This window comes from Streptococcus criceti HS-6 (genome assembly GCF_000187975.2).
Classification (GTDB): domain Bacteria; phylum Bacillota; class Bacilli; order Lactobacillales; family Streptococcaceae; genus Streptococcus; species Streptococcus criceti.
On record NZ_AEUV02000002.1, the window covers coordinates 2,209,583 to 2,222,499 of the forward strand.

The window sequence follows — 12,917 nt, forward strand, 5'->3', positions numbered from 1 at the left end:
TTCTTTAATAATCCCATTTTATTCCATCAGCTTCTCCATCTCTTTAATCCGCTCGACTGTTGCATCGTATTTGGCTTGGTAGTCGGTTTGTTTGTCGCGCTCTTTTTGGACGATTTCTGGTTTGGCGTTTTGAACGAAGCGTTCGTTGCTGAGTTTTTTAGCAACCATGTCCAGTTCTTTTTGCCATTTGGCCAATTCTTTGTTGAGGCGATCTAACTCCTCTTGGATATTGAGCAGGTCTGCCAGCGGCAGGAAGATTTCGGCGCCTGTGATAACGGCTGACATGGCAAGGTCTGGCGTGTCAATGTCACTTGAGATTTCAAGTTTTTCAGGATTGGTGAAGCGCTTGATGTAGTTGACATTGCTATTAAAGAAGCTGTCCAAGTCGCTGTCGCTGGTTTTGACAAGGATAGTGATTGGCTTGCTTGGTGCTACGTTGACTTCAGCACGTGCATTTCGAACACTACGAATCAAGTCTTTCAAACTTTCCACGCCTTTATGCGCAGCCTCATTTTCAAAAGCAGGATTAACCGTCGGATAGGCTGCTGTCACGATAGAGTCAGCTGCATATTGTCCAAAGATTTCTTCCGTCACAAATGGCATGATTGGATGCAGCAGACGCAGAATCTTGTCCAGTGTGTAGAGGAGAACGGAGCGGGTAATCACCTTCTCGTCTTCATCGTCACTGTAGAGGACTTCCTTGGTCAATTCCACATACCAGTCGGCGAATTCATCCCAGATGAAATTGTAGAGGATGTGACCAGCCACTCCAAACTCAAACTTGTCAAAGTTTTCCGTAACCTTGCCAATGGTCTCATTGAGGTTGTGGAGAATCCAGCGATCTGTCACGTTGCCTGCCGTTCCCGCAGCGACCTTATCGACATTGGCTGTCGCTTGATCAAGTGTCAAGCCTTCATTGTTCATGAGAATATAGCGGGAAATGTTCCAGATTTTGTTAATGAAGTTCCAAGCAGCATCCATCTTTTCGTAAGAGAAGCGGACGTCTTGCCCCGGCGCAGAGCCGTTTGAGAGGAACCAGCGCAGGGCATCGGCACCGTACTTATCGACAACATCCATGGGGTCAATTCCGTTACCAAGCGACTTAGACATCTTGCGACCCTGCTCGTCACGAATAAGACCGTGAATCAGGACATTCTTGAAAGGCTGGCGACCAGTGAATTCCAAGGATTGGAAAATCATGCGAGACACCCAGAAGAAGATGATGTCATAACCTGTGACGAGGGTTGAGGTTGGGAAGTAACGCTTAAAGTCTTCTGCTTCCGTGTCAGGCCAGCCCATGGTTGAAAATGGCCAGAGGGCAGAGCTGAACCACGTATCAAGGACATCTTCGTCTTGTGTCCAGCCGTCTCCTTCTGGTGCTTCTTCCCCGACATACATTTCACCATTCTCATTGTACCAGGCTGGGATTTGGTGACCCCACCAGAGTTGACGAGAGATAACCCAGTCGTGGACGTTCTCCATCCATTGGAGGAAGGTGTCATTAAAACGTGGCGGATAGAAGTCCACACGATCGTCTGTATCTTGGTTGGCAATAGCATTTTTAGCCAACTCATCCATCTTAACGAACCATTGCGTTGACAGACGAGGTTCCACCATGACACCGGTACGCTCTGAATGACCGACCGAGTGGGTCATTTTTTCGACTTTGACAAGGGCGCCGATTTCTTCTAATTTGGCAACCGTAGCCTTGCGAGCTTGGAAGCGATCCATGCCTGCAAATTCGCCAGCCAGTTCATTCATAGTACCATCGTCATTCATGACATTGACTTGCGGCAGATTGTGACGCTGACCGACCGCAAAGTCGTTAGGGTCATGGGCAGGCGTGATTTTCACGACACCAGTTCCAAATTCAGGATCAGCGTGTTCATCCGCTACGATTGGAATTGGTTTGTTAACGATTGGCAGGATAACATTTTTGCCGATCAGGTCCTTGTAACGATCATCATTTGGATTAACCGCTACCGCAACGTCACCAAACATGGTTTCCGGACGGGTGGTTGCGACCTCAAGGGCGCGTGAACCATCTTCCAACATGTAGTTCATGTGGTAGAAGGCGCCTTCGACATCCTTGTGGATAACCTCGATGTCAGACAGAGCCGTACGAGCTTTGGGATCCCAGTTGATGATGAACTCACCACGGTAGATCCAGCCTTTTTTATAAAGCTCAACGAAGACCTTACGAACAGCCTTTGACAGGCCTTCATCAAGGGTGAAGCGCTCACGTGAGTAATCGACAGAAATCCCCATCTTCCCCCACTGCTCCTTGATGGTTGCGGCATATTCGTCCTTCCATTCCCAGACCTTGTCCAAGAATTTCTCACGACCGAGGTCGTAGCGAGACACGCCTTCGTCAGCCAAACAAACTTCGACCTTGGCCTGAGTGGCAATACCCGCATGATCCATGCCAGGCAGCCAAAGGGTATCAAAGCCCTGCATGCGCTTCTGACGGATGATGATATCTTGAAGCGTGATATCCCAAGCATGACCCAGGTGCAGTTTACCCGTCACATTTGGCGGCGGAATCACGATTGAGTAAGGGTGTGCTTTCTTATCGCCTGATGGCTTGAAAACATCCTCATCAAGCCATTTCTGATAGCGGCCAGCCTCAACCTCAGCTGGATTGTATTTTGGTGAAAGTTCTTTCATTTTAGTTTCTCCTTTAGCGATTCATTTAATCTTTTTTGTTTCTTCCTAAGGTCATCAATATCTTTTTGTTTAATGCTATTTTATTGCTCGCAATTTCTTCTTTTAATCTATAATTTTGATTATAAAGCTTATAATATTCCATATCCAAATATGTTTTGCTTTTGTTAATTGCTTTTATTTGCGATATATATTTTTGATCCAAATTAAAAATTTGATATAGTAAAAATATTTCTGAAGAAATTGTGATAGCAATAAAGATTATTGGCAGGACATCTATAAAAGTAGTAAGTTTAAGCAACTTGTAAAAATTTAATAGAATTACTATTAAAAACAGAGAATAAACATACGGAAATAAAAACATGGATATGAAACTTATAAAAAAGACAGCTTTTGATTTCCATAAATCAAAATTTAATTTCGATAGCCAACTTATAACAACCTTCTGTAAAAGTAAACAGATGACCGATGCAAGTGCAAAGTATAGGTTTACTCTATTATCTACTTGACCAGCCCAAAGAAGCATTACTGTATTTAGGATTATCAAGCCCCATCTTAAAATATTCCATAAATAAATATTATTGATTCTGACTTCATTTTTTGAGCGCTCCCAATCATATTTCAAAAGTAATTCTAGATATCTACTTAGTTTCTCACATTCTTTATTCTTATAAGTAAAATTGTTTAACAAATCCCAAATATGCCCATCATTCATATAATAGTCCTTACTGTATTTAAAATTTCTATCATATCCGTAAGGATTTATTTGTGTTTTCAGCCTACTTATTGCAGATTTTCTATTTCTCCCATTTAGTAAATCAACAATTATTGATTTTATATCTTTACGCCACTCTGATCGTTCTTTTGTAATATAATCTAGCTGGTTTCTCTTGCTAGACTGAATAAAAACAAAAATAGCACTAACTATCGTTCCAATACCAAATGCAGAAAGTAGTTTAATCACCTCTTCTACGCTCAATTTATATCTCCTTTTACTAGTTTGATACTCTAAACTAACTTGATCAATTTATATAAATCTCTCTGTCTACCTCTCCCCTTCCCACTCAGCATAAAACTGCTGGAGGTAGGTCTCCATAAACTCATGACGGCCTTGGGCTAGGCGTTTGCCTTCTGCTGTGTTCATGAGATCTTTGAGTTTGAGGAGTTTTTCGTAGAAGTGCATGATGGCGGTGTCCTCACCCTTGCGGTAGTCCTCTAGGCTAAGAGTTTCTCTTGGCTTCATGTTAGGATCATGGATTAGGCGTCCTTTGTTGCCTGAATAGGCAAAAGTCCTCGCAATGCCGATAGCGCCGATTGCATCCAGCCGGTCAGCATCTTGGACGATCTGGCCTTCTAAGCTGAGCTGGGCGGTGTTGTGGCCCCCCTTATAGGAAATACCTGTCATGATGCTGGTGATTTCAGTAATTTGATCTTGTGGCAAACCTTGCTCAGTTAGGAAATGCTCCACTTCAGCCAGAGCCTTGTCTTCATCGAAAAGCTTGCTGTCGGCCATATCATGCAGGAGCGCAGCCATTTCACAGATAAAGAGATCTGCTCCTTCGGCTTTTGCAATGGCCAGAGCAGTCTTCGTGACACGCGCAATATGCCACCAGTCATGACCGCTGGTCTCGCCAGCTAAAGTAGCTTTCACAAATCGGCGCGTGCTGGCAAGAATGTTTTCCTTATCCATGGGCTGCCTCCCACTCACTTTTGAGCAGGCCGTATCTCAGGTCATCACAGCGATTGCCCAAGGCATCCTTGCGGTCTCGAATCCGTGCTTCTAAGGTAAAGCCCAATTTCTCTGCCACACGCTGACTTTGCTGATTGGTGTTATAGCAGTTCAATTCAAGCTTATGAAGGTTGAGGAGGGTAAAACCAAGCTCAATCAGGGCAGCTGCTGCCTCCGGTACAATACCTTGTCCCCAATAATCTGGGTGCAGGGTATAGCCGATTTCCAACACATCATCTGCATGACGATGGTTAAAGTCCACAGAGCCAATCACTTTATCCTCTCCTTTTAGCTTTATGCCATAGCCTGAAGGGATATTTTGCTCCTCACAGCGTTTTGGGAGGACATTCTCAATATAATAAATCTCATCTTCCAAGGTTGCGACGGGCGAAAAGCCAGCAGGATAAGAAACCTCAGCCAACTTGGCATATTCAAACACATCCGCTGCATCCGCCATCGTTCGCTGACGCAAATTCAGACGTTCCGTTTCCACGTTGGGCAGAATCTTTCCATCAAATTCTTCTAAAATCTTTAGCATGGCAATTTTCTCTAATCCGGCTGCTGCCCATCATGAGCCTGCCATTGACAATCCATCAAAGCAAAATCGGTGAATGTGGCTTTAAAAGAGGAATCCTCTGGACTGCAGGCATAGATGCCAAAAGCAATCTCATCTGTTGCTTTAGCTAAATGGGCAATTCGCATCTGCTTAAAGGTCACACCGTCCAGCGAATTTTCAATCCGAAAATCCTGACCGCGGCGGCTGAGACGGTACCACATGCTGTTGGTTTCAGCAGGAATTTCCACTGTCGCCCAGTCTGAATACCCTTGGTTAGTGACAACACTACCTAGATGTTGAAAGGTTTCATTTTCATACTCAATTGACCCCTTAATCCAATTTTCGCTATCCAGATAAACCACCACACCACATTGATCAAAGCGATGATGACTATCAAAAGTCGTCTTGACCACAAGAGAGAAATACTGTTCCTCTGTTGTCATCTGCAAGACAGGCGCATTATCATTACGAAAATGATAATAGGTCCGCTGCCACAAATCGGTATGCGGCAGGGTTTCAATGGTAATTTCCTTATCAGATATCTGATAAGATTTTGGCTGGCGTGTCCATTTGAACTGGTTTAAATCTAAAGGCATATTCTATTGTCTCCTTTCACAACAAAAAAGTCCCTATCTGGCATCATGCCAGACAGGGACGAATGTATAATCCGCGGTACCACCCATATTCAGAAATGGAGCTGAGCTCTATCTGCAACTTTGCTATGCTGTTATGACATATCAGCAACCCGTAAAAGCTACCTGTGCGGATTTCTCAACCTCACCGCTCTCTGTGACAGATTTTGGGCTTTTACTCCTCTGATATAGATGATGGCCTCAAACCTTAGGCTTTGAAGCTGACCCCGTTTTCTTTCAAGCTAGTGATTGCTGCTGGGCCAATACCCTTAACAGCCAACACTTCTTTTTCAGAAGCCTTTTCAAAATCAGCCAAAGTTTTAAATCCTGCTTCTTCAAGGCTAGCTTGTTTAGTGGCACCAAGACCGGCAAAGACATCAACTTGGTCTGCTTTAGGGGCTGGCTTGACTTCCGCTGCCGTTTGAGCTGGTTTCTTAGGAGCCGCTGGTTTAGCAGGTGCAGCCTCTTGAACTGGTTGGCCTTTGAGCAGGCCTTGACGTTTCATTTTCAATTTCAATGCTTTTTTGCGATTTTTCTTTTGAGACATCTTATACTCCAAAAAACTTTTTTTATTATTATAGCAGGTTCTTTTCAGAAAATAAACACCAAAAGGCCTAGAAATAGCAATTTCAGGCCATTCTTTACAAAATTGTAATCTAAATTCCAGACAAACACTTCTATTTTCCTTAAATAATCTGCCAAAATAACATTCCAATCAAATTTTGGCAAGAATATACTGTGTAAAGAATGACTCATCGTAGCTAGGGGATAAGGAGAAAGGTTATGGTTATTTGATAGGGTCAAAATACTTCTGAGTAGTTATAATAGTTGGAATTCTTGCTTATAGGATGGAGACCAATAGATTTTAGTATCTTCTCCGCTTCTGGAAACTTTCGTTTTCCTTCTGATTGTCTGAGCTTTTGAAGCCGCAATCTTCCTCATCACAGATTCAAATGCGAAGGGGAAAACGTTCTGAGCTCAAGAACCGATCAGGTTCACCTTCTCAAGAATAGTCAATGCTTCTACGTCATCCCCATGAGACTTGGGCTTAAATCCTTTAGCCATTGAGCGTTGAACCCTTGTTTCAGCTGGCAGTTATTAGACTATTTGAAACTCAAAATAATATTTTGTTGACTTTGCCTTGCTATACTTCAGTGACGCAAGCTAGACCTGTTTTATTCCCAACTTTAAGCTATCTGGCGGGCTCTGGCTCGTCTCCCAGTCTGGTTTTGACTTTCTTTGAGTATCAGTGAGCAACTTTTTTAACAGCAATCATCGCTAATTATTTTTGAAATAAATCAAAGACCTAGACAGAAATATTTCTGCTTAGGCCTGTTCATTTTGCTGATACGCACTGGGGCTTAATAGGTCCGTTTTCCCATCAGATTATCTGGCAGGTCATGGAAGGATTTACCTTGGTGGTAATTGGCAAATTTTCCCTGCAAATATCGGTAGGCATCTAGACGGCTCTCATAGCGGATGGCAGCTTCTTTAGCCCGCTCATCCCCATCTTCTTTCCAAACGTCCTGACTGGTTTTAACAGCTGTCTGATTCACTAGAATTTGGCTATTGAGCCAGTCTTCAAAGTCTTTTAAAAATTCTTGTTCGTAGGTCATCTGACGACTCCTTTTCTTTTGCCTTGGCTAATCACCATTATATCATATCCCTACCCCAGCAAGACCATTAAGATTGGAATGACAATTAAGGTCATGAGCGTTGTCTCTGTTACCATAATAGCTGCATAGTCTGCATCAGCACCGTAAAGTTTGGAAACAACGGGGGCATTCGTCATAACGGGCATGGCCGACTGGATGATAAAGACTTCCTTCATCAGATGAGGCATCTTGGCTGGCAGGACCATGAGGGTCATGAGCAGAGGAGCCACCACAAAGCGTCCCAGAAGAATCAGAAGATGGTCCTTTCCTAGGCGCAGGTGGCTGAGGCCCGCCTTGGAAATGGATAGGCCGATAAAAATCATAGACAGAGGGATAGTGATATTGCCCAAATAGGTCAGGTCTGACAAGAGAAAATCTGGCAGCTGGACTTTTAAGAGTACCAAGGCTACACCGGCCATAAAGCCAAGCAGGGGAGCGGAGAAGATCTTCTTCAAGCTATTTTGCCAGTTAAGCCCTGATTCTGTTTCACCATCTCGCTGAATCAGGTAGAGACCAATCGTCCAAAAGAAGGTCGTATTGCACATATAATAAACCAAAACATAGGGAATACTCTTGTCGCCAAAGAGAGCCTGATTGATCGGCAGACCAACAAAGACCGTGTTGGAGTTGAAAAACATAGAGGTAAAAAGGCCTCGGTGAGACTTCTTGACCTGAAAGATCTGGGCGACAGCCATAGCAATCCCTAGGAGGATAACCATGGACAGGGCTGGATAACGCAGTTGAGGCAGCATAACTCTAAGATCATGGGCCGAAAATCGTCCAAAGATGGTTTCAATCATGTAGCAGGGCAGACCAATTTGAGTGACCAAGCGAGCCAGTATACTGGAAGATTTATCATCAAACCATCCCCGCTCAGCTAAAACATAACCGACCAACACCATAATCAGGATAGTAACAATACCTGAAATACTCTGCAGAAAGACGCTCAAATTTCCTCACCTCGCAAGTCCGCTTGTCTTTGGTTCAGGTAGGCCAACATAGCTTGACCAGCCTTACGAACGTCATCGCCATGAAAGCCATGACCAGCATTGGGCAAGACCAGCAGTTCAGCCTGAGCGTAGGTTTCTTCTGCCCGCTCAGAATAACTGAGGGGGACAATTTTGTCGCTGTCTCCGTGGACGATAAGCACAGGCTTTTGATAGGCCACCATCTCTTGATAGATGTCAAAAGAAGTCGCATCCTGATTGTAGATGGCTCCAATTTGAGTTCCCATGACAACACGAGATTCAGGTCCGAGACCGTATTTCGCGAGACGTTCCTTGGCATCATCTTGAAGTACAAAGGCAGGATAAAAGAGAATCAAACCTGCAAGCTGCTCAGAAAGTTGACCAGCCACATAGGCTGATACAAATCCGCCTTGGCTCTCACCCATAAGGTAAATTCGATTGGGATTAATTTCAGGCCGTTCCTGCAGTTGCTCAAAAACAGCCTGTAAGTCATCAGCCTGAGTCAGTACTGACATATCAAGGAAATTACCATCACTTTGCTTCTCTGAGCCATCCCCAGAGCCAGCAAAATCATAGGAATAAACGGCATAGCCAGCTTCATAAGCCTGCTGAGCATAAACTTGTGTTCCTAAATGATTTCCCCTAAAGCCATGGGACATGATAACCAAAGGAAGTTTTCCTTTTCTTTGATCGGGTAGATAAAATTTACCATAGAGATTGAACTGGTCTCGTTTGAGCCATAAATCCTGAACAGTCATCTTGCACCTCCTCGTAAGATATTAAGCCGTTAAGCAACTCAAAGAAAAATAGGAACCCTGACGAAGATGTACTAGCATCTAGGAATGACTATCTGTTTCCACAGAGTCATAAGCGTGGTTCATTAAACAAGAGCAAAACCAAGAGGGGGGGGAATGAGACAAACAGCCATGATGACTTCGCCTTCACTCACAAATATTGTAATCTCTGAAGATTACATATAAAAATCAGTAAATCAACATGAAATGACGATTTCGATTTTGTCGTCTTACCCCGCACAGTTGATTTCGATTTTCTCCATCACTCTCTCAGATTGTTTGACCTATCACTTACTTGATAAGGGATAAGGACTCCCAACCAGCAGTGGTTCATTATTGCTAGGATGCCTAATGAACTGTGCAGGGATAAAACTAGGTTGGCATAGCCAACAAGTCTTACTTCCAACCACTGCGGCTTGTTGCTTACACTTAAAAAATAAGGAGACTGGTACCTATTGTCCCAGTCTCCTCTCACTAGATCTGCCACCACCGAGAATCGAACTCGGAACGGAGCATTACCATTGCTCTATTATACCATTTAACTACAGCGGCTACCTATCTATAATACCATAGTCCCTATTTCCTGACAAGATATAAATTTGAAAAATTTTACAAGATTTTCAAGCTATTTTTTCAAGTATTTACTTGGTCTTGCCATCCCAATTTTCAAAGCCAGATTCAAGGACATAGACATCGGTAAAGCCAGCCTTTTTAAGAACTGGAACAGCTCGGGCAATCGCCTGACTGCGCATATTATCGTAGAGCAAGACAGGCTTATCTTTGCGAAGGGCAGAGAGGGACTCCTTGAACTGTTGAATTTGGAAATTGCGAGCTCCTAGGATGTGCTTATCATGAAAGGCCTTGGAACTCCGCAAATCAATAATTTGCCCTTGATGCATAAGCTTCTGAAATTCGCTGTTGTTAATAAATTTGGCTGCACGGCGAATCCGAAAATACCGCCAGGCTGACCAGCCCAAAAAGGCGAGAATAATAACAGCAACTAGAATCCAGTTGATAAGCATTTGTGATGTCATGAAAAAATTCTCCTTTTAATAAATTTAGAATAGATAAATCCGCCAATAACGCTCAGCGGACCATTTTCAATCGATTAGGCAAACTGACGGGCTAGACTGGCAGCGCCAATGATACCAGCATCATTTCCCAGCTCAGCAATCTTAATCTTCGTTGACGTCTTAACAGCTGGGAAGGCGAATTGCAGGAAGTATTTTTCAACCCGACTGCGCAAGAATTCACCCGCTGCTGAAACACCGCCACCCAGAACGAGAGAATCCGGATTGAGGGTATTCCCCAGATTAGCCACTGCCAAACCTAGGTAGAAGGCTACATTTTCAACGATAGAATCGGCGAATACATCGCCAGCTTGTGCAGCGACAAAGACGTCCTTACTGGTTACGGTTTCCCCGTTGTCAATAGCTTTCTTGATTAGTGAATCACCTTCGTATTCTTCTGCCAGCTGACGGGCTACACGCACGACACCTGTTGCAGACGCAACAGTTTCCAAGCAGCCCCTATTACCGCAGGTACATTCGAACCCATCAAGGGGTTGGACATTGATGTGACCAATTTCACCACCAGCACCGGCCACACCGTGAATGAGGTTGCCATCAGCGATGATACCGCCGCCAACACCAGTCCCTAGTGTCACCAAAATAACATCGGGATTATTGCCTCCAGCACCAGTCCAAGCTTCGCCTAGAGCCGCAACATTAGCATCATTATCAATGGCAAAAGGAATACTCAGCTCTTTTTCAATGATTGATCCAACCTCTTGGGTCTTAGCCCAATTGAGGTTGAAGGCTCCAGTTACCGTTTTTTTCTCGCGGTCAACAGCGCCGGGTGATCCCATACCAATACCGATGAAATCTTCAGCTGTTAAACCATAGAGATCCAAACGGTGCTTGAGAGATTCCACAATATCAGGCACGATGTGTTTGCCTTCTTCTAAAATATTGGTCTCAATCGCCCACTTTTCTTGGACTTCTCCTTCTGTTGTCAAAATACCAAATTTGATGGTCGTACCACCTAAGTCAATACCCAATAATTTTTTAGTCATGCGTTTTCCCTTCTTCTACTCTTTGCTTTTCCAAGCGATGTTCCCGCCGTAAAATCAATTCGGCTGTCAGGTAATCCTGTTTTTCTATGAGGCCAGACTGATAGAGTCGCTCTAACTCAATTTTCATCATTTCAATATCATAGAGCCGCTTTCCCAGATAAACGATTATCCCGAAGCGTTTAAGCAACTGCTGAACATCATACAAAGTTTTCATAAGCAAATTGTAACAAAAAAAGCTAACGCTTTCAAGTTAATCAGAAAGCGTTTTCTGAAACTTTCTGAGGAAAACAAACTCAAAAATTTTCATAAAAATAAAACGACCCAGAAAGGCCGTCCTATTATCGATAAAACGCATCAAGCTTATTCCAGTCCTGGGGCTTGGCCAAGTTCAGCCTGAACCATCCAGAGAGTCTTTTCAGCATCAGCTTGAGCAGCTGTGAAGATGTCGTTGGTTGGAGCATCTTCTTCCTCATCAGTAACGTCCAGACCGACTTGATAAAGTTTATCCAAGTAGGTATAAACATCAACGAGGCGGCGCAGGTGATCCTCCATGGATTTATCCCAAGTACCTTTTTCTTCAGCCAAGTTTGAATTTTGGTCAAATTCGGCTAAAGTAGAATAAGGGGAGCCTCCCAGAGTAATCAGACGCTCGCTGATTTCGTCAAGATTGGCATTGATGGCATCCATATATTCGTCCATTTTGGGATGAAGATGAAGGAAGCCACGACCTCGCATATACCAATGAATTTGGTGAACGATTGAATAAGCCTTTGACAAATCAGCAACGGCTTGGTTGAGGACAGCCTTGGTCTTTGGACGAGAACCAGATTGGCTATCAGCAGCTTGAACTACTTGTTTTGCAATTGCATCTATAGAATATGACATGATATAACCTCCTAGTTTTAAGTTACTAAACCGTTACGTTAAGCGACTCAAGCGCCTAATGAACTTGCAGGGGAAAGCTAAGTTGGCATAGCCAACAAGTCTTGCTCCCAACCACTGTACCAAGAATTTATTCCAAAATAGGAATACCGGACGAGTTTTTGCCCAGTCTCGAGTTACCTTGTCGGTAGTCGAAAAAATCTTATTTAGAATGATTCTTATTTATTGGCACCTTTATTCTAATGCAAGCTTGGCAAATATGCAACTATTTGAATTATTTTCGGAATAATAAGTATGGAAACTCTTTTAATACTTTTTCTCGGGGCCAGCCTGGGTTCCTTTCTGGGGTTGGTGCTGGATCGCTTCCCAGAAAAATCTATTATCTGGCCTCCTAGCCATTGTGACAGCTGCGGTCGAGCTTTGGCCATCAGAGATTTGATTCCCATTCTTTCGGAGATAGGCAACGGTTTTGCCTGTCGTTTCTGTGGGACAAAATTGCCGATCAGCTATTGTCTCTTAGAAATTGCCTCTGCTCTGACCTTCTGGTTGGGCTGGATTGGCGGACTGAGCTGGAACCAGGTCTGTTTAATCCTGATCAGTCTTTTACTGAGTCTCTACGATTTGAAAAACCAGAACTACCCCTTGGTTATTATTTTACTAGCAGGCCTAGTTACCTGTTCTTTCTGCGGCAGTAATACCACAGCTTTGATTCTTCTTCTACTGGGAGTCTTGGCTCAAATTCTGCCCTTGGGAATCGGAGAGGGAGACCTCTATTATTTGGCCCTCTTGGGCCTGACCACGGACCTTCATTCGCTTCTCTGGCTAATTCAACTGGGGAGTCTGCTAGCCATCCTGTTCATCATTAGTCGCAAAGAAAAAAGGGCAGTTCCCTTCCTGCCCTTTTTGAGTCTTGCTTATTTGGTTGAATTGATTTTGCTGAGGATGTGGTAAAAGTTGGCAGCC

14 protein-coding genes and 1 tRNA gene are annotated in these 12,917 nt (G+C 43.8%); 1 reads left to right on the top strand and 14 read right to left on the bottom strand.

Going from position 1 to position 12,917, the window contains the following annotated elements:
- Positions 1-18 precede the first annotated feature (18 nt).
- The 14 genes from STRCR_RS10265 to STRCR_RS10330 form a co-directional block, all read right to left on the bottom strand.
- The gene (locus STRCR_RS10265) at positions 19-2,667 is read right to left on the bottom strand and encodes a valine--tRNA ligase (protein ID WP_004225152.1); all 2,649 of its coding nucleotides are present in this window, start codon (positions 2,665-2,667) and stop codon (positions 19-21) included.
- Positions 2,668-2,692: 25 nt separating this feature from the next.
- The gene (locus STRCR_RS10270) at positions 2,693-3,643 is read right to left on the bottom strand and encodes a hypothetical protein (protein ID WP_004229541.1); all 951 of its coding nucleotides are present in this window, start codon (positions 3,641-3,643) and stop codon (positions 2,693-2,695) included.
- A 66-nt stretch (positions 3,644-3,709) separates the two neighbouring features.
- Positions 3,710-4,354 carry an HD domain-containing protein gene (locus STRCR_RS10275; protein ID WP_004228476.1) on the bottom strand — a complete coding sequence of 215 codons (645 nt, stop codon included), beginning with the start codon at positions 4,352-4,354 and terminating at the stop codon, positions 3,710-3,712.
- Complete coding sequence (locus STRCR_RS10280) at positions 4,347-4,931, bottom strand: GNAT family N-acetyltransferase (RefSeq protein WP_004226350.1); 585 nt, start codon at positions 4,929-4,931, stop codon at positions 4,347-4,349. The genes STRCR_RS10275 and STRCR_RS10280 overlap by 8 nt, the downstream gene beginning before the upstream one ends.
- An 11-nt stretch (positions 4,932-4,942) precedes the next feature.
- The gene (locus STRCR_RS10285) at positions 4,943-5,545 is read right to left on the bottom strand and encodes a DUF1349 domain-containing protein (RefSeq protein WP_004225379.1); all 603 of its coding nucleotides are present in this window, start codon (positions 5,543-5,545) and stop codon (positions 4,943-4,945) included.
- Positions 5,546-5,789: 244 nt separating this feature from the next.
- Entirely contained in the window at positions 5,790-6,128 is a 339-nt protein-coding gene (locus tag STRCR_RS10290) for a helix-hairpin-helix domain-containing protein (RefSeq protein ID WP_004228946.1), read from the bottom strand.
- 814 nt (positions 6,129-6,942) lie between these two features.
- Positions 6,943-7,197, bottom strand: a complete 255-nt coding sequence (locus STRCR_RS10295; protein ID WP_004225777.1) for a DUF1912 family protein — start codon at positions 7,195-7,197, stop codon at positions 6,943-6,945.
- 50 nt (positions 7,198-7,247) lie between these two features.
- Entirely contained in the window at positions 7,248-8,186 is a 939-nt protein-coding gene (locus STRCR_RS10300; protein ID WP_004227149.1) for an AEC family transporter, read from the bottom strand.
- Positions 8,183-8,962, bottom strand: a complete 780-nt coding sequence (locus tag STRCR_RS10305) for an alpha/beta hydrolase (RefSeq protein WP_004227971.1) — start codon at positions 8,960-8,962, stop codon at positions 8,183-8,185. Before STRCR_RS10305 ends, STRCR_RS10300 begins: the two co-directional genes overlap by 4 nt.
- Positions 8,963-9,479: 517 nt before the next feature.
- Positions 9,480-9,550 (bottom strand) — tRNA-Thr (locus STRCR_RS10310).
- 89 nt (positions 9,551-9,639) lie between these two features.
- Complete coding sequence (locus STRCR_RS10315) at positions 9,640-10,020, bottom strand: rhodanese-like domain-containing protein (RefSeq protein ID WP_420805022.1); 381 nt, start codon at positions 10,018-10,020, stop codon at positions 9,640-9,642.
- Positions 10,021-10,106: 86 nt separating this feature from the next.
- Positions 10,107-11,072 (bottom strand): ROK family glucokinase, encoded by a 966-nt coding sequence (locus tag STRCR_RS10320; RefSeq protein ID WP_004225354.1) that lies wholly within the window; start codon positions 11,070-11,072, stop codon positions 10,107-10,109.
- Entirely contained in the window at positions 11,065-11,286 is a 222-nt protein-coding gene (locus STRCR_RS10325) for a YqgQ family protein (RefSeq protein ID WP_004226478.1), read from the bottom strand. The genes STRCR_RS10320 and STRCR_RS10325 overlap by 8 nt, the downstream gene beginning before the upstream one ends.
- Before the next feature lie 146 nt (positions 11,287-11,432).
- Positions 11,433-11,957: a Dps family protein gene (locus STRCR_RS10330; protein WP_004225807.1), complete on the bottom strand. Its 525-nt coding sequence runs from the start codon at positions 11,955-11,957 to the stop codon at positions 11,433-11,435.
- 291 nt (positions 11,958-12,248) lie between these two features.
- Between STRCR_RS10330 and STRCR_RS10335 the strand changes: the two genes are divergently transcribed.
- Positions 12,249-12,905, top strand: a complete 657-nt coding sequence (locus STRCR_RS10335; RefSeq protein ID WP_004227550.1) for a prepilin peptidase — start codon at positions 12,249-12,251, stop codon at positions 12,903-12,905.
- The last annotated feature ends 12 nt before the right edge of the window (positions 12,906-12,917 follow it).